Source organism: Enterobacter cloacae complex sp. P27C (genome assembly GCF_014895705.1).
Classification (GTDB): domain Bacteria; phylum Pseudomonadota; class Gammaproteobacteria; order Enterobacterales; family Enterobacteriaceae; genus Enterobacter; species Enterobacter bugandensis.
Map to the genome: position 1 here is coordinate 369944 of NZ_JADBQB010000002.1, position 20292 is coordinate 390235.

At 55.9% G+C, this 20292-nt stretch carries 18 protein-coding genes and 1 other annotated feature; of the genes, 8 read left to right on the plus strand and 10 right to left on the minus strand.

Annotation, left to right across the window (positions count from 1 at the left end; all coding sequences use genetic code 11):
• Positions 1–39: 39 nt before the first annotated feature.
• The 7 genes from adk to IM291_RS05235 form a co-directional block, all read right to left on the minus strand.
• Positions 40–684 (minus strand): adenylate kinase, encoded by a 645-nt coding sequence (gene adk, locus IM291_RS05205; protein ID WP_006809841.1) that lies wholly within the window; start codon positions 682–684, stop codon positions 40–42.
• Positions 685–878: 194 nt separating this feature from the next.
• The gene (gene htpG / locus IM291_RS05210) at positions 879–2753 is read right to left on the minus strand and encodes a molecular chaperone HtpG (protein WP_045259919.1); all 1875 of its coding nucleotides are present in this window, start codon (positions 2751–2753) and stop codon (positions 879–881) included.
• 110 nt (positions 2754–2863) lie between these two features.
• Entirely contained in the window at positions 2864–3469 is a 606-nt protein-coding gene (gene recR, locus IM291_RS05215; RefSeq protein WP_048999083.1) for a recombination mediator RecR, read from the minus strand.
• On the minus strand, positions 3469–3801 hold the full coding sequence (locus IM291_RS05220) for a YbaB/EbfC family nucleoid-associated protein (RefSeq protein ID WP_003858972.1): 333 nt from the start codon (positions 3799–3801) through the stop codon (positions 3469–3471). The genes recR and IM291_RS05220 overlap by 1 nt, the downstream gene beginning before the upstream one ends.
• A gap of 53 nt (positions 3802–3854) precedes the next feature.
• The gene (gene dnaX, locus IM291_RS05225) at positions 3855–5783 is read right to left on the minus strand and encodes a DNA polymerase III subunit gamma/tau (RefSeq protein ID WP_047367624.1); all 1929 of its coding nucleotides are present in this window, start codon (positions 5781–5783) and stop codon (positions 3855–3857) included.
• Positions 4461–4525: a sequence feature (DnaX frameshifting element), on the minus strand. (Overlaps the previous gene by 65 nt.)
• 88 nt (positions 5784–5871) lie before the next feature.
• Positions 5872–6423, minus strand: a complete 552-nt coding sequence (gene apt / locus IM291_RS05230; protein WP_000127359.1) for an adenine phosphoribosyltransferase — start codon at positions 6421–6423, stop codon at positions 5872–5874.
• A gap of 151 nt (positions 6424–6574) precedes the next feature.
• A complete protein-coding gene (locus tag IM291_RS05235) occupies positions 6575–6952 on the minus strand; it encodes a DUF454 family protein (protein WP_028012194.1) in 378 nt (125 codons plus the stop codon).
• Positions 6953–7002: 50 nt separating this feature from the next.
• Between IM291_RS05235 and priC the strand changes: the two genes are divergently transcribed.
• Together priC and rsmS are read left to right on the plus strand one after the other, a co-directional pair.
• Positions 7003–7530, plus strand: a complete 528-nt coding sequence (priC, locus tag IM291_RS05240; RefSeq protein ID WP_028012193.1) for a primosomal replication protein N'' — start codon at positions 7003–7005, stop codon at positions 7528–7530.
• Positions 7531–7544: 14 nt separating this feature from the next.
• A complete protein-coding gene (gene rsmS, locus IM291_RS05245) occupies positions 7545–7721 on the plus strand; it encodes a pleiotropic regulatory protein RsmS (RefSeq protein ID WP_032644839.1) in 177 nt (58 codons plus the stop codon).
• A 1-nt stretch (position 7722) separates the two neighbouring features.
• On the opposite strand, the gene mscK is transcribed toward rsmS, so the two are convergent.
• Both mscK and acrR read right to left on the minus strand, forming a co-directional pair.
• The gene (gene mscK / locus IM291_RS05250; protein ID WP_192986286.1) at positions 7723–11070 is read right to left on the minus strand and encodes a mechanosensitive channel MscK; all 3348 of its coding nucleotides are present in this window, start codon (positions 11068–11070) and stop codon (positions 7723–7725) included.
• 112 nt (positions 11071–11182) lie between these two features.
• Positions 11183–11836, minus strand: coding sequence for a multidrug efflux transporter transcriptional repressor AcrR (gene acrR / locus IM291_RS05255; protein WP_063942740.1), 654 nt, complete (start codon positions 11834–11836; stop codon positions 11183–11185).
• A 141-nt stretch (positions 11837–11977) separates the two neighbouring features.
• Here acrR and acrA point away from each other — a divergent pair, with 141 nt between their 5' ends.
• From acrA to IM291_RS05285, 6 genes are all read left to right on the plus strand, one after another.
• Positions 11978–13171, plus strand: a complete 1194-nt coding sequence (acrA, locus tag IM291_RS05260) for a multidrug efflux RND transporter periplasmic adaptor subunit AcrA (RefSeq protein ID WP_192986288.1) — start codon at positions 11978–11980, stop codon at positions 13169–13171.
• A gap of 22 nt (positions 13172–13193) precedes the next feature.
• Positions 13194–16340 carry a multidrug efflux RND transporter permease subunit AcrB gene (gene acrB / locus IM291_RS05265; protein ID WP_041911061.1) on the plus strand — a complete coding sequence of 1049 codons (3147 nt, stop codon included), beginning with the start codon at positions 13194–13196 and terminating at the stop codon, positions 16338–16340.
• A gap of 510 nt (positions 16341–16850) precedes the next feature.
• On the plus strand, positions 16851–17225 hold the full coding sequence (tomB, locus tag IM291_RS05270; RefSeq protein WP_028012188.1) for an Hha toxicity modulator TomB: 375 nt from the start codon (positions 16851–16853) through the stop codon (positions 17223–17225).
• A gap of 27 nt (positions 17226–17252) precedes the next feature.
• Positions 17253–17471, plus strand: a complete 219-nt coding sequence (locus IM291_RS05275; RefSeq protein WP_008499287.1) for an HHA domain-containing protein — start codon at positions 17253–17255, stop codon at positions 17469–17471.
• Between the two features lie 209 nt (positions 17472–17680).
• Positions 17681–18232: a maltose O-acetyltransferase gene (gene maa / locus IM291_RS05280; RefSeq protein WP_028012187.1), complete on the plus strand. Its 552-nt coding sequence runs from the start codon at positions 17681–17683 to the stop codon at positions 18230–18232.
• Between the two features lie 116 nt (positions 18233–18348).
• Complete coding sequence (locus IM291_RS05285) at positions 18349–18816, plus strand: YlaC family protein (RefSeq protein ID WP_059354006.1); 468 nt, start codon at positions 18349–18351, stop codon at positions 18814–18816.
• Here the strand turns inward: IM291_RS05285 and IM291_RS05290 are convergent.
• On the minus strand, positions 18788–20248 hold the full coding sequence (locus tag IM291_RS05290; protein WP_192986289.1) for a PLP-dependent aminotransferase family protein: 1461 nt from the start codon (positions 20246–20248) through the stop codon (positions 18788–18790). The genes IM291_RS05285 and IM291_RS05290 overlap by 29 nt on opposite strands.
• Positions 20249–20292: the final 44 nt, after the last annotated feature.

The following is a 20292-nucleotide window of genomic DNA, read 5'->3' on the forward strand; positions in this document are numbered from 1 at the left end:
AATATTTCTCACCCGGGAGCCCGGGTGAGAGGCGCGCGATTAGCCGAGGATTTTTTCCAGCTCTGCACGTACGTCAGCCACGGCTTTGGTGCCGTCAACTTTGGCGTATTTGGTGTTACCCGCCTGCGCTTCTTTGGTGTAGTAGCCAATCAGCGGCGCGGTCATCTGATGGTATTCAACCAGGCGTTTACGCACGGTCTCTTCCTGATCGTCTTTACGGGTGGTCAGCTCTTCGCCGGTCACGTCGTCTTTGCCTTCAACCTTAGGCGGGTTGAATTTGATGTGGTAAACGCGGCCAGAGGCAGCGTGCACGCGACGGCCAACGATACGGTCAACGATCAGCTCGTCCGGTACGTCGAACTCCAGAACGTAGTCCACGTTGATGCCCGCTTCTTTCATGGCGTCAGCCTGAGGAATGGTGCGCGGGAAGCCGTCCAGCAGGAAACCGTTACGGCAGTCTTCCTGCGCAATGCGCTCTTTAACCAGCGCGATAACCAGCTCGTCGGTTACCAGCTTGCCTGCGTCCATGATGTCTTTCGCTTGTTTACCCAGCTCGGAGCCAGATTTTACAGCGGCGCGCAGCATGTCACCGGTGGAGATTTGCGGAATACCGTATTTCTCCATGATGAACTGAGCCTGAGTTCCTTTACCCGCGCCCGGAGCGCCAAGCAGAATAATACGCATTGCGAAAATCCCCTCAAATGTCGTTTCAATTTTTCAAAAGCGCTAAACAATACCACCAGAACGGGCGTGGCTCAAGGAAGGCGGGAAGGCTGAAACGGTTAATGGGGGGAGATAATTTGGGAGAGTGCGGTCTGGTGCCCTCACCCCGGCCCTCACCCACGGGGAGAGGGAGAAGACCAGGGAGACATGGTCAGTTACGCCAGCAGCAGCGCATTCACACGTTTAATGAACAGGTTAGGATCTTCCAGGGTGCCGCGCTCGGCCAGCAGGGACTGATCCAGCAGGAGTTCAACCCACTCGGCAAAGCGAGCTTCGTCCTGGGTATCCGCCGCGCGTTTCACCAGCGGATGATCCGGATTAAGCTCAAAGATATATTTCACTTCCGGCACGGCCTGGCCCGCCGCGGCGAACAGCTTCGCCATCTGGGTGCTCATTTCGTCCGCATCGGTGGTGACAATAGCCGGAGTATCGGTCAGACGGTGCGTAAAGCGCACCTCTTTCACGCGGTCGCCCAGCAGGGTTTTGACACGCTCAACGAACGGCTCCAGCGCCTTCTCGGCTTCTTTCGCGCTTTCGTCCACTTCATCCGCCAGCTTGTCGATGGACTCGTCGGCTTTGGCAACGGACTGGAACGCCTTACCGTCGAACTCGGTCAGGTAGTTCATCATCCACTCGTCGATGCGGTCAGAAAGCAGCAGCACTTCAATGCCTTTCTTACGCAGCAGCTCCAGGTGCGGGCTGCTCTTCGCTGCCGCATAGCTGTCGGCAGTGATGTAGTAGATCTTCTCCTGCCCTTCCTTCATGCGGGAGACGTACTCTTCCAGCGACACGGTCTGGGCGGAGGAGTCGGTATGCGTAGAGGCGAAGCGCAGCAGTTTGGCGATAGTTTCAACGTTCGCCATGTCTTCAGCCGGGCCTTCTTTCAGCACCAGGCCGAACTGTTTCCAGAAGGTCTGGTATTTTTCCGCGTCGTCTTTCGCCAGTTTTTCCAGCATCTGCAACGCACGTTTGGTCAGAGCGTTACGCAGATTACGGGTAACGGTGCTGTCCTGGAGGATTTCACGGGAGACGTTCAGCGGCAGATCGTTGGAGTCTATCAGGCCACGAACAAAGCGCAGGTAGTTCGGCATGAACTGCTCGGCGTCGTCCATGATGAAGACGCGCTGCACGTACAGCTTCAGGCCGTGCTTGTGATCGCGGTTCCACATGTCCCACGGTGCCTGTGCCGGAATGTACAGCAGGCTGGTGTACTCCTGCTTCCCTTCCACGCGGTTGTGGCTCCAGGTCAGCGGGTCGGTAAAGTCGTGAGCGATGTGCTTATAAAACTCGTTGTACTCGTCGTCTTTGATTTCAGCCTTGTTACGCGTCCACAGCGCCTGCGCCTTGTTGATTTTCTCCCAGGAAACAACGGTTTCACCGTCTTTCTCTTCCTGTTTTTCAATCTCTACTGGCAGCGCGATGTGGTCGGAATATTTGCTGATGATGGAGCGTACGCGCCAGTCGTTCAGGAAATCATCTTCGCCTTCGCGCAGGTGGAGGGTGATTTCGGTGCCGCGATCCGCTTTGGTGATGTCATCAACGGTGTATTCGCCTTCCCCTTTGGATTCCCACAGCACGCCGTTCTCGGCGCTGTCGCCCGCCGCGCGGGTGCGCACGGTGACTTTGTCCGCCACGATGAACGCCGAGTAGAAGCCTACGCCGAACTGGCCAATCAGCTGGCTGTCTTTCGCCTGGTCAGAGCCCATGGACTCCAGGAACGCTTTGGTGCCGGATTTCGCGATGGTCCCGAGGTGGTCGATGACCTCGTCGCGGTTCATCCCGATGCCGTTATCGGCAATCGTCAGGGTGCGGTTCTCTTTGTTGAAAGAGACGCGCACGCGCAGCTCGCCGTCGCCTTCGTACAGATCCGGGTTAGACAGCGCGCGGAAGCGCAGCTTGTCCGCCGCATCGGAGGCGTTGGAAATCAGCTCACGCAGGAAAATTTCTTTGTTGGAATACAGGGAATGGATCATCAGGTGCAGAAGCTGTTTTACTTCTGACTGGAAACCACGGGTTTCTTGTCCTTTCATCTATGTCGACCTCAACAATGCCATTTAATGGGGTTTTAAAACGTTGAGTGAGAGATGGGGATACGGGGGGAAATTTTCAAGCGGAGGCCGCGCGCGCGGCCTCCGTTTGGTCAGAAAATAATCTTGTGACGTCCGGCCAGAGAGTGCGACAGCGTGGTGCCGTCGACCATTTCCAGCTCGCCGCCGACCGGCACGCCGTGGGCGATGCGGCTGGCGTCAACGCCGTACTGCGCGCACAGCTCGGCGATGTAGTTGGCGGTTGCCTCCCCTTCCACCGTGGGGTTGGTGGCGAGGATCACCTCTTTGATCATTTCGGATTCAAGACGCTGTTCAAGGCGGTCAAGACCGATATCGTCCGGGCCAATGCCGTCCAGCGGGGAGAGATGCCCCATCAGCACGAAATAGCGGCCGGAAAACTGCCCGGTTTGTTCGATGGCGTAGATGTCCGCCGGACTCTCCACCACGCAAATCTGGCCGTTCTCCTGACGACGCGGGTTCGTACAGATGTTACACACGTCCTGCTCGGTAAAGGTCCGGCAATCCGCACAGTGACCAATTTCTGACATGGCGCGGGTCAGAGCCTGCGCCAGGCGCATCCCGCCGCTGCGGTCGCGCTGCAATAGCGTAAACGCCATGCGCTGCGCCGACTTCGGGCCAACGCCCGGCAGGCAGCGCAGTGCTTCCATTAACTGCGTGAGCAGCGGACTGGTTTGCATCAGAATGGCATCTTAAAGCCCGGCGGCAGCTGCATACCGCTGGAAACAGAGGCCATTTTCTCTTTCTGGGTTTCGTCGATACGGCGAGCGGCATCGTTAAACGCGGCTGCTACCAGATCTTCCAGCATCTCTTTGTCGTCTTCGAGCAGGCTCGGGTCGATTTCAACGCGACGGCAGTTGTGCGCACCGTTGATGGTCACCTTGACCAGACCGGCACCGGATTCACCCGTGACTTCCAGCTGAGCGATCTCTTCCTGCATCTTCTGCATTTTTTCCTGCATCTGCTGAGCCTGCTTCATCAGGCCACCCAGACCGCCTTTTCCACCAAACATAGGCTTCTCTCTTCTTTCACGTTAAGGATTACAACCGTAAGTCAGACTCACGATCAAATGGGGCGAATACTCTCTTCATCCAGATCGGCGTCGAAGAACCGGCGCAGGGTCTGAATGTTGTTATCCGCAATAATTGCCTCGCGCGCCTGCGCGAGCTTCTCTTCATAAATGGCCTGGCGCCACTCGAGCGGCGTTTTCACTGCCGGATTATCATCTTCAATGATAGTCAATTCAACCGGTGAACCCTGTAAAGCAGCAAGCGCCTCGGCCAGCGCCTTTTGCGCGCCAGGGGAATTGAGGTGCCGCTGGCCCGGACGCAGGTGCAGACGCACCTGATTGCCGTCCTGCTCTTTCCAGGCGTTTAGCGCGACCTGCTCCACCAGCTTCGGCAACTGGAGTTGGCTGACCTCAGCGGCCCAGGCGTCGCGCGCGATGGACTCTTCGGCGAGCTTAGCGGAAAGCTCCGGCGTTTTTTCATGCTCCAGCGCCTTTTTCAGCGCTTTCGGCGTGGCGACCACTTCCTTGACCGTTTCAACAACGGTGGTCGCCTTCCAGCGGTAAGCCTCTTCTTTCACCGGGGCTTTCTGCTCGAGCGCGGACGGTGCCGGACGCGACTGTACGCGCTCCGTTACCGAGGCCAGTCGTTCAAGCGCGGCGTTGTTCACCGGCCGCGCTCTTCCTGGCGCTGCCGGTTCACTCTTTTTTGGTTTGGTTACTCCCTGCGCACGCTGCAGCTGGCTGCGTGCGGCAAGCACCGAACTGGTGGCATCCGACAGCGGCACATTTTGCTGTGGCGGCGGCGTCGGCTGCGGTGGCACCTGCTGCGGTGACATTACCGCGGTCGGAGCAACCGGCGCAAAGGACTGTCGGGGCGCTTCCGGTTCCGGCAACGGCATGCGCGGGTGGAACGCCAGCGCGCGCAGCAGCGTCATTTCGACGCCCATCCTGGGGTCCGGCGCGAACGGTAGCTCTTTGCGGCCAATCAGCAGCGTCTGGTAATACAGCTGCACGTCGGCAGGCGGCACGGTGCGGGCAAGTTCACGCATCCGCTGTTCAATAGCGGCCATATCCGCACCGATGGCCGACGGAGACAGCTGCAGCATCGCCACGCGGTGCAGCAGGCTGAGCATCTCAACCAGCAGCGCTTCCCACTCAATACCGCGGGCAGCGGCCGCGTTCACCAGCGACATCACGCGCTCGCCGTTGGCGGCAATCATCGCTTCGATGAGCGACAGCGCCTGATCGTCATCCAGCGTGCCGAGCATGGTGCTAACCGCTTCGGTCGAGAGCTTGCCGTCACCGCTGGCAATCGCCTGGTCGGTCAGGCTTAGCGCATCACGCAGGCTACCGTCAGCCGCGCGGGCCAGCAGCTGCAGGGCGCGCGGCTCGTGAACGATCTTCTCTTCATCAAGGATGTGCTCAAGCTGCGCGCGGATCTGCTCAACGTCCAGCGCCTTCAGGTGGAACTGCAGACAGCGCGACAGGATGGTGACCGGCAGCTTTTGCGGATCGGTGGTCGCCAGCAGGAATTTAACGTGCGCGGGCGGCTCTTCCAGCGTTTTCAGCAGGGCGTTAAAGCTGTGGCGCGACAGCATGTGCACTTCATCGATCAGGTAGACCTTGAAGCGGCCGCGCGCCGGGGCGTACTGCACGTTGTCGAGCAGATCGCGGGTGTCTTCCACCTTGGTACGCGAGGCGGCGTCGATCTCGATCAGATCGACAAAACGCCCCTGCTCGATCTCGCGGCAGTTGTCACACACGCCGCACGGGGTGGCGGTGATCCCGGTTTCGCAGTTCAGACCTTTCGCCAGCAGACGGGCAATAGAAGTCTTACCGACGCCGCGGGTGCCGGAAAAAAGATAGGCATGATGGATGCGACCTAGCGACAAGCCGTTCGCCAGGGCCGTCAGCACATGTTCCTGACCGACAACGTCAGCAAAGGTTTGTGGTCGCCATTTACGGGCTAACACCTGATAACTCATGGGCAGGCTCTGCAACGCTGGAAGGTGAATTTATGGAGGGGAATGCTATCACAACCTCACCCATTGAGCGAGGTTGTGAAAACCGGGATTAATGACCCGGGAAAGGCACCAGGCTGTAGCTGGTAATGCCCTGTTTTTCCAGGCGCTGCTCACCGCCAAGATCGAACAGGTTGATGATGAAGGCCGCGTCGGTCACTTCACCACCCAGACGGCGGATCAGCTTGACGGTCGCTTCAATGGTGCCGCCGGTTGCCAGCAGATCGTCAACCACCAGCACTTTGTCGCCGGGCTTGATCGCGTCAACGTGGATCTCCAGCTGATCGGTGCCGTACTCCAGCTCGTAGCTCTCCGCGATGGTTTCACGCGGCAGTTTGCGCGGCTTACGCACCGGCACAAAACCCACGCCCATCGCCAGCGCAACCGGTGCGCCAAACAGGAAGCCGCGGGCTTCGGTACCTACTACTTTGGTGATCCCGGCGTTTTTATAACGTTCGACCAGCAGTTCAATGCTGAGCGCGTACGCTTTCGGGTCTTCCAGCAAGCTGGTGACATCACGGAAAAGAATGCCAGGCTTTGGATAGTCCTGGATGCTTTTGATGCTATTTTTCAGATATTCAAGCTGCTGTGCAGTTGCGGTCATCGGTTTGTGCCTAAATGAAACAGTGTTACTCACGGCGCGCGACGAGTCGGTCAAAGTAACAGTTGTTTAACCTTTGACCAGGCGCACCTGTGCTCGAAAACGGTCGAATTTACTGGCTGCGCGCCATAATTGCAACCGCCATGATGAGGCTTCAGTGCTTTTGTTGCTTTTCATCAACCACGGGGATCCGCCACATGAAGATCAGCAGGCAGGCCAGGATCGCCAGCAGCAGAATACGCACCCACATCATGTTCACCAGCCATAACGAAACGGCGAAGGTGATCAGGATAAAGGCAATGGCGCGCGGCTTGGCCCCGGGCGGCATGGCCCGGTGTTTTTGCCAGTGCCGCAGGTAGCCGCCGAACCACGAGCGGTACAGCAGCCAGTGGTGAAAACGCGGCGACGAGCGGGCGAAGCACCAGGCGGCCAGCAGGATAAACGGGGTGGTCGGCAGCAAGGGCAAAACCACACCTAGCGTACCCAGCACTACCGCGAGCCAGCCAATGATGATTAAAATAGTACGCTGCATAATGCGAATCGTTATCAAACTGAACGGCTACTTTACCACTGGAGAGCGCATTGAAAACAGCACTGCTTCTTGAGAAGCTGCAAAATCAGCTGATCGCTCTGCGGGCGCAGGCCACGCCGCTGATGGGACACGCCACGCTGAAACCGCGCTTTGACCGGCAGCTTTTCCGCACCCGCAGCACCGTCATTCAGGATTACCTTGCTGAGATGCAGACCAACCTCGATGAGCTTCGCCACGCGGTTGAGAGTGAACAGCAGGAACAGGTGGTGTGGCTTGCTGAGCATCTTACCGAGCAGATCGCCGCCCTGCACCGCGAAATCGCCGCCTGGCCGCTACGGGTGTGGGACAGCGCCTCGCCTGGGCTGGGAAAATGGCAGCGCAAGCGGCTGGAGAACCAGGAGTTTGAGCGGCGTCTGTTTGAGATGAAGCGCGAGCGCGAAGCCCGCCTGAACAACAGCGAAACGCTGGAAGAGCAGCAGCTATTGATGCGCGAGATTAGCGCGCTGGAAGGCCGCATCGTCCGCTGCCGTCAGGCGCTGGATGATATTGAACGCGTGATTGAACGCCTGACCCGTTAACTGGAGCCACATCTATGTCACTGGAAAATGCACCCGATGAGGTCAAGCTGGCCGTCGATTTGATTATGCTGCTGGAGAATCATGAGATCCCCGCCGGGACGGTGCTTAAAGCGCTGGAGATTGTGCGGCGGGATTTTGAGGGGAAACTTCCCCCTCACCCTAACCCTCTCCCCGTGGGAGAGGGAAAATAGATTAAGCCGGAGTCGGGTCGTCGCCCTTAATGTCGCGCTTCACTTCCGTATGCTCATCACCTTTCTCGTTACGCAGGTGAACCTCAAGCTGGTTGAAGGCGATATTAATATCGTTTTCACGGCACAGGCGATCGATAGAGCGGTTAAGCTCATCGACCGTGTAGCTGCGGTCGCGCAGCTCGCGCACGTATAAACGCAGCTCGTGATCCAGCGTACTCGGCCCAAAGGTGGTGAAGAACACAGCCGGGGCAGGATCGTGCATCACTTTCGGATGCTCAGACGCCGCCTTCAGCAGCACCTCTTTCACCTTATCCAGATCCGATCCATAGGCTACGCCCAGGCGGATCACCACGCGCGTCACCGTATCAGAGAGCGACCAGTTGATCAGACGCTCGGTCACGAACGCTTTGTTCGGGATGATCACCTCTTTACGATCGAAGTCGGTGATGGTGGTCGCACGAATTCGGATCTTGCTGACGGTCCCGGAGAACGTGCCGATGGTGACGGTATCGCCGATACGCACCGGACGTTCGAAGAGGATAATCAGGCCGGAGACAAAGTTACCGAAGATCTCCTGCAGGCCAAAACCAAGACCGACCGAGAGAGCCGCCGCCAGCCACTGCAGTTTATCCCACGAGACGCCCAGCGAGCCGAATACCGTCATCGCCCCGACGATAATGATGACGTAATTCAGGATGGTGGTGATGGCGTAAGACGCCCCCTGGCGCAGGTTCAGCCTTGAGAGCACCAGCACTTCCAGCAGACCCGGCAGGTTACGAATCAGCGCCCAGGCCACCACCGACGACACCAGCGCAAACAGCAGGCTGCCCATGGTGACGCTTTTCATCACCGCCGCGCCGGCTTCGGTACCGTTGTACTGCCAGAGGGTAATACTGTCGAGATAGGCGAAGACGGTAATTAAATCAGACCAGATCGCCCAGAACATCACCGCAAACAGCGCGATCATCACCAGCATGGTGATACGCAGCGTCTGCTGGTTAACCTGCTCCAGCGCGATGGTCGGCTCTTCCTGCGGCTCCGCGCCTTCAGCCCCCTCTTTCACCTGATGCTGACGACGCGCAATGGCACGACGGTAAGCAATGCGACGGGCCGCGACGCTTAAGCCGCGCAGCACGGTCTGATAGAGCAGGTTCCAGACGATCACCAGATAGACCGTCTCGATCCAGCGCCCGGACAGGCGCAGCGTGGTGTAGAAGTAGCCTGTTGCCGTAAGCACCATCAGCGCCAGCGGAATGATCGCCAGCACCGTCACGGTGGCCAGACGGATATTGTGGGACTCTTTATCACGCCAGCTGTCGCGGCACATCGGCCACATCAGGATCGCAATCAGCAGCAGGTTGAGCAGAATGACCAGTTGACCCAGCACATCATCCATCAGATGCAGCGGGGAAAGCTCGGAGACTACCGACCAGAAGTGCAGCGGCAGGAGCGCCAGGCTGACGCGCACAATCTGGCGACGCCAGTGGCTGGTCAGCTGAGCCGGCATGTTGAAGTGACGCACCGCCACGCCGTCTTTTTCGAGCACCTTCCAGCACACGCCAAATACCAGCCAGAACAGCGCCAGTTTTTTACTGAACGCCCAGAGCAGATCGCTGACGTTAAGCTGCATCGTGAGCAGGATCAGGCCCACGGCCAGAATAATCAGGCACACCGGCAGCGCGCGAATGAGATCGATCAGAATCGCTTTTGGCGTATGGAGCTGGCTGTCGTTACGCAGTTGCCCCACTTCCGAGGCCAGCTTCGCCTGGTACTGTTTCAGCCATTTCAAACGCCAGCGGATCAGACCGGCAATCAGCAGCAGCGGTAAGCCCGCCAGGAAAGCAATCATTACCGCAGGCCAGGCTTTCTCCCAGTTCACGGTGATTTTCATGCTTTTAATCTGCGTTTTCAGCGTCTCCGGGAAGGACTTAATCCAGTCCCAGTCCATCGGCTTGTTGCTGTTCACCCAGAAAATCTGCTGCGTCAAAATCTCCTGCAGGCTTTTTGACACGCTGACCAGCTGCTGCTGGTTGATCTGCAGGTTAATTGCCATCATCAGCTGGTTGCCCAGCTGTTTATTGAGCTGGTCAAGCAGTTCACGGCGCATATCCACCACCTGGAGCAGCGCGTCATGTACTTCCGGGTTTACGTCACTGGAGTGCCCCTCTTCAATTTTGGCGACGAAGGCATCACTCTGGAAAAGGGCATCGCGCTGCTGGTTGACGTCAAACTGCTCCAGACGTAAATCCGCAATGCGGTTGGTCATGTCCTCCAGCTCGTCGGCAGACGGCAGCGTCTGCTGCTGCTGGTAGAGAATACGCGACAGCAGGAGGCTGCCCTTCAGAACCGCGATCTGCTCTTTGATGTTGCGCTCCGCCTGCAACGCGCGATCCAGCCAGTTCTTCACTTTGATATTTTGCTGAACCAGCGAGTTGCCGCTTTCCGTCGCCAGTATCAGGCGCTGGCTGAGCTGGTGGTTAGCTTCAAGCTCCTGTTTCACCAGCGGGTTGGCCTGAATGCGGGCAGTTTCGTCCGGCGAGACGGCTTCCTGAGCGGTTTTTTCCGTCAGGGTCAGGCGTTTGCTGTTTACCGCCTCCTGCAACAGCTGAAGCTGATGCTCCAGACGATTAATGTTCGCGGTGACGTAATCACGCTGCTTCTGGAGCGTGTCCTGCAGCACCGTATTCCCTTCCAGGCTTTTACGCTGCTGTTCAATTTGCGCATTGAGCAGCGACTGCTGAACCAGCAGCAGGGTTTGCTGGGTCGGGCGCAGCGTGCCCTCCCCTACCGTCGTGCCGTTCAGGCGGTTGCGGATCTGCTGCAGCTGCTGAGACGCGGCGTACATCGCGTTTTGCACGCGCTCGGGCTGGGTTTGCAGGGAGACGAGCTGGCTGTTATAGGTAGCGAGATCGGACTGTGCGGTTTGCAGATCGTCGAGCAATTGCGCGACGCGCGATTCCAGCTGGCGTAAGGAGAGCGTGGAGAGCGTTTTGCGCGTTTCATCGTCGTTATCGACGTCGCTTAGTGCGCTTAGCGCTTCCGTGGCCTTACGCATGTTCTCCGGCGCCTGCGCCACCTTCTGACGAAGCTGTGCAGTTTCAGCCTTAACGCGTTCAATTTTATCCAGCGTTTCCAGCGTTTCCGTCAGATCCTGCTGCGTCAGTTTTTCCTGAGGAGAGAGTTCTTTTTGTTTATTCAGCGTGTCGAGCTGCGACTGAACATCAGCGCGCGTGGGGATATCGTTACTGTTGTCGGCGCGGGCCCAGGTCAGCGGCGCCGTGGCGAAGAAAAACAGCATAGCAAAGAGCAATGCAAATACAGGATGTTGCGAGCGATTGATGGGCAGCATAGTTGTGAATGATGTCAGCAGATGACCGAAAATAGTCCGGCGTGAAGAATATCACGCTCGTCGGAAGCAGAATAGCGAGAACGTAAGCCTCTGAGATAAATCCTGGAAGGACTCAGGCCGTGAGCGAAAGCGCGTCGCTGCGCAGCGTCGGGCAGAGCTGTAGCATTTCCAGTAAAACCGCCACGTAGCTGCGGGCTTCCTCTTTGAGGTCAAAGGATTGCGGCGCAAAAAGCCAGTTTTCCATCAGACCTGAAATGTAGCTGCGCATCAGGATGGCCGCCCGGCGGGTGAGTAAATTGGCCGGTAACAGCTTTGCCTGCATACACAGGTTCAGGTTCTGTTCGATACGATCGTAGCTCTCCAGGCTGAGGCTGCGCTGCGCTTGTTGCACCACCGCCATCTCGCCCACGAACTCACATTTATGAAAGATAATTTCCATCATTAATCTGCGACGCTCTTCAACTACCGTTGCTTCAAGGATATATACTAATATTTCTCTTAATACTGAGAGTGGATCGTCAGGGAATTTTGCCCGATACTCACTCTCGAGATCGCTAATGCTGGACTCTGAAAGCTCCCAGATTTCACTGAACAGATCTGACTTGTCTTTAAAATGCCAGTAAATCGCTCCCCGCGTCACACCGGCAGCCTGAGCAATTTGCGCCAGCGAGGTAGAAGAAACACCCTGCTGAGAGAACAAACGTATTGCCACATCCAGAATGTGTTGTCGGGTTTCCAGCGCTTGTTGTTTAGTTTTTCGTGCCATAGGTGGGTGAATTTACAGGAGTCAGATTTACATACATTTGTGAATGTATGTACCATAGCATGACGATAATATAAACGCAGCAATGGGTTTTTAGACTCAGGACCCTTGATCAATTTGAAATCGGACACTCGAGGTTTACATATGAACAAAAACAGAGGGTTAACGCCTCTGGCGGTCGTTCTGATGCTCTCAGGCAGCTTAGCGCTTACAGGATGTGACGACAAACCGGCTCAACAAGGAGCTCAGCAGGCGCCAGAAGTCGGCGTTGTGACACTCAAATCTGAACCTCTGCAGATCACCACAGAATTACCAGGCCGTACAAACGCTTACCGCATTGCGGAAGTGCGTCCTCAGGTTAGCGGCATTATCCTGAAACGTAACTTTACCGAAGGCGGCGATGTGAACGCCGGTGAGTCTCTGTATCAGATTGATCCCGCGACCTATCAGGCTTCTTATGAAAGCGCGAAAGGTGACCTGGCTAAAGCACAAGCGGCGGCAAAAATCGCTCAGCTGACGCTGAACCGCTATCAGAAACTGCTCGGCACGAAGTACATCAGTCAACAGGATTACGATACCGCGCTGGCAGATGCCCAGCAGGCTAACGCGGCCGTGGTAGCAGCCAAAGCGGCTGTCGAAACTGCACGCATTAACCTGGCCTATACCAAAGTGACCTCCCCTATCAGTGGTCGTATTGGTAAATCTTCCGTGACGGAAGGGGCGCTGGTGCAGAACGGACAGACCACTGCGCTGGCTACCGTGCAGCAGCTTGATCCGATCTACGTTGACGTGACGCAGTCCAGCAACGATTTCCTGCGCCTGAAACAGGAGCTGGCTAACGGCACCCTGAAGCAGGAAAACGGCAAAGCCAAAGTGGAGCTGGTTACCAACGACGGTATCAAGTTCCCGCAGGAAGGTACTCTGGAATTCTCTGATGTGACGGTCGACCAGACCACCGGTTCCATCACCTTACGTGCGATTTTCCCGAACCCTGACAAAAATCTGCTGCCAGGTATGTTCGTTCGCGCGCGTCTGGAAGAAGGAACGAATCCAACCGCACTTCTTGTTCCACAGCAGGGTGTGACCCGTACGCCACGCGGCGATGCGAGCGCACTGGTTGTTGGGGCAGATAACAAAGTCGAAACGCGCAATATCACCGCCACGCAGGCGATTGGCGATAAATGGCTGGTGACGGAAGGTCTGAAAGATGGCGATCGCGTGATTGTTACTGGTTTGCAAAAAGTACGTCCTGGCGCGCAGGTAAAAGCACAGGAAGTGACATCTGACGATAAACAACAAGCTTCGGCCGCTGGCCAGTCAGAACAAACCAAGTCTTAACTTAAACAGGAGCCGTTAAGACATGCCTAATTTCTTTATCGATCGCCCCATATTTGCGTGGGTGATCGCCATTATCATCATGCTGGCCGGGGGACTTGCGATCCTGAAGCTGCCTGTTGCGCAATATCCAACGATTGCGCCACCGGCGGTAACGATCTCCGCAACCTACCCGGGGGCTGATGCGAAAACGGTGCAGGATACCGTGACTCAGGTTATCGAACAGAACATGAACGGTATCGATAACCTGATGTACATGTCCTCAAACAGTGACTCCACCGGTACGGTTCAGATCACCCTGACCTTTGAATCCGGTACGGATGCGGACATTGCGCAGGTTCAGGTGCAGAACAAACTGCAGCTGGCAATGCCTCTTCTGCCGCAGGAAGTGCAACAGCAGGGTGTGAGCGTCGAGAAATCGTCCAGCAGCTTCCTGATGGTTGTCGGCGTTATTAACACCAACGGCACCATGACGCAGGAGGATATTTCCGACTACGTGGGCGCCAACATGAAGGACGCCATCAGCCGTACGTCCGGTGTGGGTGACGTTCAGCTGTTCGGTTCCCAGTACGCGATGCGTATCTGGATGGATCCGAACAAACTGAACAACTTCCAGCTGACGCCGGTTGACGTGATTAACGCGATTAAAGCGCAGAACGCCCAGGTGGCAGCCGGTCAGCTAGGCGGTACGCCGCCGGTGAAAGGCCAGCAGCTTAACGCGTCCATTATTGCGCAAACCCGTCTGACCTCTGCCGATGAGTTCAGCAAAATTCTGCTGAAGGTGAACCAGGACGGTTCGCAGGTTCGTCTGCGCGACGTGGCCAGGGTTGAGCTGGGTGGTGAGAACTACGACATCATCGCGAAGTTTAACGGTAAACCGGCGTCCGGTCTGGGTATCAAACTGGCGACAGGCGCGAACGCCCTGGACACCGCGACGGCGATCCGTGCGGAACTGAAGAAGATGGAACCGTTCTTCCCGTCAGGCCTGAAAATCGTTTATCCGTATGACACTACGCCGTTCGTTAAAATTTCGATTCACGAAGTGGTTAAAACGCTGGTAGAAGCGATCATCCTGGTATTCCTGGTGATGTATCTGTTCCTGCAAAACTTCCGCGCGACGCTGATCCCAACCATCGCCGTGCCGGTCGTTCTGCTGGGGACCTTTGCCATCCTTGCAGCCTTTGGGTTCTCGATAAACACCCTGACGATGTTCGGGATGGTGCTCGCCATCGGCCTGCTGGTGGATGACGCCATCGTGGTGGTAGAGAACGTCGAGCGCGTGATGGCGGAAGAAGGTTTGCCGCCGAAGGAAGCCACCCGTAAATCTATGGGCCAGATCCAGGGCGCACTGGTCGGTATTGCGATGGTGCTGTCCGCGGTATTTATCCCGATGGCCTTCTTCGGGGGCTCTACGGGTGCGATTTACCGCCAGTTCTCCATTACCATCGTCTCCGCGATGGCGCTGTCGGTACTGGTAGCGTTAATCCTGACGCCAGCGCTGTGTGCCACCATGCTGAAGCCGGTTCAGAAAGGCGGTCACGGCGAGCATAAAGGGTTCTTCGGCTGGTTTAACCGCATGTTTGATAAGAGCACGCACCACTATACCGACAGCGTGGGCAATATCCTGCGCAGCACCGGTCGTTATCTGCTGCTCTATATCATCATCGTAGTGGGGATGGCGTTCCTGTTCGTTCGTCTGCCAAGCTCGTTCCTGCCAGATGAAGACCAGGGCGTGTTCCTGACGATGGCACAGCTTCCGGCAGGGGCGTCGCAAGAGCGTACCCAGAAGGTGCTGGACGAAGTGACGGACTACTATCTCACCAAAGAGAAAGCGAACGTTGAATCCGTGTTTGCGGTTAACGGCTTTGGCTTTGCGGGTCGTGGTCAGAACACCGGTATCGCCTTCGTTTCTCTGAAAGACTGGGCGGATCGTCCTGGCGATGAGAATAAAGTTGAAGCGATCACGGGCCGTGCCATGGGCACCTTCTCGCAGATTAAAGATGCGATGGTCTTCGCCTTTAACCTGCCAGCGATTGTTGAACTGGGTACGGCGACCGGCTTCGACTTCCAGCTGATCGACCAGGGCGGTCTGGGTCACGAGAAACTGACGCAGGCGCGTAACCAGCTGTTCGGCGAAGTGGCTAAACACCCTGACCTGCTGGTCGGCGTACGTCCAAACGGACTGGAAGATACGCCGCAGTATAAGATCAACATCGATCAGGAAAAAGCGCAGGCGCTGGGCGTGTCCATCAGCGACATCAATACTACGCTGGGCGCGGCCTGGGGCGGTAGCTACGTTAACGACTTCATCGACCGTGGTCGCGTGAAGAAAGTGTACGTCATGTCCGAAGCGCAGTACCGTATGTTGCCGAACGATATTAACAACTGGTACGTTCGCGGCAGCAACGGTCAGATGGTGCCGTTCTCATCCTTCTCAACGTCACACTGGGAATACGGCTCTCCGCGTCTGGAACGTTACAACGGTCTGCCGTCGATGGAAATCCTGGGTCAGGCAGCACCGGGCCGAAGCACCGGTGAAGCCATGAATCTGATGGAAGAGCTGGCTAGCAAACTGCCTGCGGGTATCGGCTATGACTGGACTGGTATGTCCTATCAGGAACGTCTGTCCGGTAACCAGGCCCCTGCCCTGTACGCCATTTCCCTGATTGTGGTCTTCCTGTGTCTGGCGGCGCTGTACGAGAGCTGGTCAATTCCGTTCTCCGTTATGCTGGTGGTTCCACTCGGGGTTATTGGTGCGCTGCTTGCGGCAACGTTCCGTGGATTGACCAACGACGTGTACTTCCAGGTAGGCCTGCTGACAACCATTGGCTTGTCGGCGAAGAACGCGATACTTATCGTTGAATTCGCCAAAGATCTGATGGAGAAAGAGGGTAAAGGCCTTATTGAGGCGACGCTGGAAGCGGTGCGTATGCGTCTGCGTCCAATCCTGATGACCTCTCTGGCGTTCATCCTCGGCGTAATGCCGCTGGTTATTAGCTCCGGTGCAGGCTCCGGTGCGCAGAACGCGGTCGGTACAGGTGTAATGGGCGGTATGATCACCGCGACCGTACTGGCTATCTTCTTCGTCCCGGTGTTCTTCGTGGTGGTGCGCCGCCGCTTCAGCCGGAAGAATGAAGATGTTGAGCACAGTCATTCGGTAGAACCTCACTGATACCGGTTTCATATAATAAAAAGGCCGCATTTGCGGCCTTTTTCATTTTCAGAAAAAATCATAAAATAAGCTTATTGAGGTCCTATTTATTTTCTGTCATCTTAAACAGACATATCATATTTAACTGATAACTTAATAGGTGAACTCAGGATTTTTTTAAATCTATTTCCCTGCTTAAGTTGTTAGGAATATTCCTAATTAAAAGTTAAGACAAACGGAACTCCGGATGTGAACTTTTCTTATGGCTGTAAGCTAAGCCAATGAAATGTAAGGAAGCGAAAAAAACTATCGTTAATCCTGATAAAAAAGTTCAGTTTCGGATGAACATTTGCGTAGACGCTCGCAGCCTGCGGTTTTATTTGTAATTTTTCGTAATAGCGCGGTGAAATCCAGGAAGGAGTGGCTTATAGTTAGGTTATCAGGAACACAGCGCTCATGTAGCTAAGTCAGATGTATCCATCCCGACAATGATGTTCGGTGAGTAAGAAATCACTCAGAAGGGGATGCGCTATGGACGAGTACTCGCCAAAAAGGCATGATATCGCGCAGTTGAAATTTCTCTGCGAATCCTTGTACCATGACTGCCTTGCCAATCTTGATGAAAGCAACCATGGCTGGGTAAATGACCCAACGTCTGCCATCAATTTACAGTTGAATGAGCTGATAGAGCATATCGCTACCTTCGCACTTAATTATAAAATTAAGTACAATGAAGATAATAAGCTCATTGAGCAAATTGATGAATACCTGGACGACACCTTTATGTTGTTCAGCAGTTACGGCATTAACACTCAGGATTTGCAAAAATGGCGTAAATCGGGAAACCGGCTATTCCGCTGTTTCGTCAACGTGAGCAGAGCTAACCCGGTTAGTCTTTCCTGTTAAAATTATTACAATTACTAAGGTGAATTTATGTCTGATAAACCACTCACAAAAATCGATTATTTGATGCGCTTACGACGTTGTCAGTCAATTGACACCCTTGAACGCGTCATTGAAAAGAATAAATACGAGCTTTCTGATAATGAACTGGCGGTATTTTATTCAGCCGCTGACCATCGCCTTGCAGAGCTAACGATGAATAAGCTGTATGACAAAATCCCTACTTCTGTATGGAAATTTGTCCGTTAATCTTTGAAGTGTGTCTGTAGAGTTTCTACGCCACGTTATAAGCTGTATTCACCTGTCCCGTTATGCTCCCTGCGCGAAAGCCAGGTCTCCGTGTTAAACGCGCTCATCAGCAACAATGTTGTGACTGTGGTCACATCGGCCTTCCGGGAACGTTCCCCTTAACGCCTGTTGCGATTACCCTTCAGGAATAACATCCAGAGAGGTTTCCGATGAGCATAGAAAAACAGAAGATGATTTCAGGTGAACATTACCGCCCTGGTGATGAGACGTTACGCGCCGACCGGCTTCGGGCGCGCCATCTGCTTCACCGCTATAACCACACCGCGCCTGACGAAAAAACAGAACGCCAGAATATTCTGGCGGAACTGCTGGGACAAAGCGAAGGGGCGTATATTGAGCCGAGCTTCCGCTGTGACTATGGATATAACATTTATCTGGGCAAAGACTTTTACGCCAACTTCGATTGCGTAATGCTGGATGTCTGCCCTGTACATATTGGCGACAACTGCATGCTCGCGCCGGGCGTTCATATTTATACGGCCACCCATCCGCTGGATGCGCAAGAACGTAACAGCGGAGTGGAGTTTGGTAAGCCCGTCACCATTGGCAATAATGTCTGGATTGGTGGACGTGCGGTCATTAACCCAGGCGTCACCATCGGGGATAATGTGGTTGTGGCTTCCGGTGCCGTCGTGACGAAAGACGTGCCGGCTAACGTCGTCGTGGGCGGCAACCCGGCGAAAATCATCAAAACGCTGTAACGATCCGGGGAGCCAACTGTTATGGTCTTTTAGCGCCCGACTGTTACTTTTTTCAGTCGGATGGCTCCCCTAAAATTGGCAGATACCCTGTATTGTCAACTCTCAAAAGGCCAAAAATGACCGAGATACAGCGCCTGCTTACCGCCACCATCGACGATCTTAACCACCGCGAAAAGCGAGACAATCGCCCGCGCTTTAGCATTAGCTTTATCCGCAAACATCCCGGGCTGTTTGTTGCCATGTATGCCGCCTGGCTGGCGACGCTGATTGTCATGCTGAAGTCCGAAACGCTGGTGGACTCCGTCTGGCTGCTGGTGGTGCTGTTTGTCGTGTTTAACGCCTTTTTCTTTTTCGACGTGAATCCCCGCTACCGTTACGAAGATATCGACGTCCTCGATTTTCGGGTCTGCTACAACGGCGAATGGTACAACACGCGTTTTGTGCCAAATGAGCTTATCGACAGCATCCTGCACTCTCCGGCTGTCGAAACCGTGCACAAAGAGAAGCTGCAGAAAATGGTCGCAACGAAAGGCCAGCTCTCTTTTTATGATGTTTTTACCCTTTCCCGCTCTGCTGCTGCGTAATTAACGCCTGCAGGCGTCGGATACCCGGCGCAAACTGCGAAGCAGAGGTGTTGCCGTAACCTAAAACCAGGCCGGTTTGCCCCTGCTTCGTCTCCAGGTAATAGCCGCTCAGCGCAGCGGGTGCCAGCTGAAATGCCCTCGCTTTCTCTACCAGCCGCTGGTCGTCGATACCGTCAATCGCCAATGCCAGGTGCATTCCCCCTTCACCGGCAAGAACACGGTGCGGAGTATAAAGCTCTGCGCTCAGCACCTCCCGCAGCTGGCGGTAACGCTTACGATACAGGCGACGCATGGCGGCAAGATGACGGGCATAGTGCCCCTCCTCGATAAACAGCGCCAGGGTGCGCTGTTCTGCGCGATGCCCGCCGCGCAGCAGCGAGCCGATGGCCGGACGCGCTGCTTTCGCCAGCGCTGGCGGTAACACCATGAACCCCATTCGGAGCGACGGAAACAGCGTTTTACTGAACGTCCCCAGATACACAACGGGCGCATTGTTAACCATGCCCAGCATCGCCGGTACGGGCTCGCCGACATAGCGGAACTCGCTGTCATAATCGTCCTCAATGATCCACGCCTTGTGCTGGCGGGCCAGTTCCAGCAGCGCCAGACGCCGCCGCGCGCTGAGCACGCTCCCGTAAGGAAACTGATGCGACGGCGAAGTGAAAACGAGCGCAGGTGAAGGCGCATGCAGCCCTTCCCAGCACATTCCCTCGTCATCCACCGGTATGCCGATCATCGCAAGGCCGGTTTTGACGAAGGCGCTTTTGGCCCCGCTGTAGCCGGGATTTTCCACCCAGGCGACATCCCCCGGCTCGCTTAACAGCATCGTGCACAGATTGACGCCCTCCAGCGCCCCTTCGGTTATCACAATCTGGCTGGCGTCGCAGTCAATGCCGCGAGAAATCGCAAGGTGACGGGCGATGGCTGCCCGCAGCGACGGCTCACCGGCCGGTTCGCCATAGCCCAGCAGAGCGCTCCCCTCCTCCCGCAGGACGCGATCGTACAATCGCCGCCACAGCGGCAAGGGGAAATAGTTGATGGCGGGCGTTCCCGGCGTAAAGGCCATCACCGGGGTGTCGCGCGGCACAGGCGCAGGCAGCTGGACGACACGTTTTGCCAGCCTGACCTCAGGATCGGTCAGAACCCGCGGGCTGGCACGATGGGCGAATTGCGCCACCCGCGTCCCCTGACGGTTACGCAGCAAATAGCCTTCGAGCGTGAGCTGGTCCAGCGCCGCATTGACGGTGTTCCGTGAAACGGAAAGCTGCTGCGCCAGCGTTCGCGAGCCGGACAGCTGGCTGCCGGACCGAAGCCTTCCGCCCAGTATGGCCTCCCGCAAAGCGAGATAGAGCGCGCGCTGGAGCGTCTCTTCCCCACGCGTTTTAAGCGCAGCATGGAGCAAGGTATAAAGTTCATCGCCCGGTATGTTCATCTCATCTCCTTGTGGTACCACCAAAACATAGCCGAGTGGTTCTT

What these genes read in the sequence shown, in the direction of transcription:
- acrA (WP_192986288.1), top strand. Translation starts at nt 11,978, where the DNA reads ATGAACAAAAACAGAGGGTTAACGCCTCTGGCGGTCGTTCTGATGCTC.
- IM291_RS05275 (WP_008499287.1), top strand. Translation starts at nt 17,253, where the DNA reads ATGTCTGATAAACCACTCACAAAAATCGATTATTTGATGCGCTTACGA.
- maa (WP_028012187.1), top strand. Translation starts at nt 17,681, where the DNA reads ATGAGCATAGAAAAACAGAAGATGATTTCAGGTGAACATTACCGCCCT.
- apt (WP_000127359.1), bottom strand. Translation starts at nt 6,423, where the DNA reads ATGACCGCAACTGCACAGCAGCTTGAATATCTGAAAAATAGCATCAAA.
- dnaX (WP_047367624.1), bottom strand. Translation starts at nt 5,783, where the DNA reads ATGAGTTATCAGGTGTTAGCCCGTAAATGGCGACCACAAACCTTTGCT.
- IM291_RS05290 (WP_192986289.1), bottom strand. Translation starts at nt 20,248, where the DNA reads ATGAACATACCGGGCGATGAACTTTATACCTTGCTCCATGCTGCGCTT.
- tomB (WP_028012188.1), top strand. Translation starts at nt 16,851, where the DNA reads ATGGACGAGTACTCGCCAAAAAGGCATGATATCGCGCAGTTGAAATTT.
- recR (WP_048999083.1), bottom strand. Translation starts at nt 3,469, where the DNA reads ATGCAAACCAGTCCGCTGCTCACGCAGTTAATGGAAGCACTGCGCTGC.
- acrB (WP_041911061.1), top strand. Translation starts at nt 13,194, where the DNA reads ATGCCTAATTTCTTTATCGATCGCCCCATATTTGCGTGGGTGATCGCC.
- adk (WP_006809841.1), bottom strand. Translation starts at nt 684, where the DNA reads ATGCGTATTATTCTGCTTGGCGCTCCGGGCGCGGGTAAAGGAACTCAG.
- acrR (WP_063942740.1), bottom strand. Translation starts at nt 11,836, where the DNA reads ATGGCACGAAAAACTAAACAACAAGCGCTGGAAACCCGACAACACATT.
- mscK (WP_192986286.1), bottom strand. Translation starts at nt 11,070, where the DNA reads ATGCTGCCCATCAATCGCTCGCAACATCCTGTATTTGCATTGCTCTTT.
- IM291_RS05285 (WP_059354006.1), top strand. Translation starts at nt 18,349, where the DNA reads ATGACCGAGATACAGCGCCTGCTTACCGCCACCATCGACGATCTTAAC.
- htpG (WP_045259919.1), bottom strand. Translation starts at nt 2,753, where the DNA reads ATGAAAGGACAAGAAACCCGTGGTTTCCAGTCAGAAGTAAAACAGCTT.
- IM291_RS05235 (WP_028012194.1), bottom strand. Translation starts at nt 6,952, where the DNA reads ATGCAGCGTACTATTTTAATCATCATTGGCTGGCTCGCGGTAGTGCTG.
- rsmS (WP_032644839.1), top strand. Translation starts at nt 7,545, where the DNA reads ATGTCACTGGAAAATGCACCCGATGAGGTCAAGCTGGCCGTCGATTTG.
- IM291_RS05220 (WP_003858972.1), bottom strand. Translation starts at nt 3,801, where the DNA reads ATGTTTGGTGGAAAAGGCGGTCTGGGTGGCCTGATGAAGCAGGCTCAG.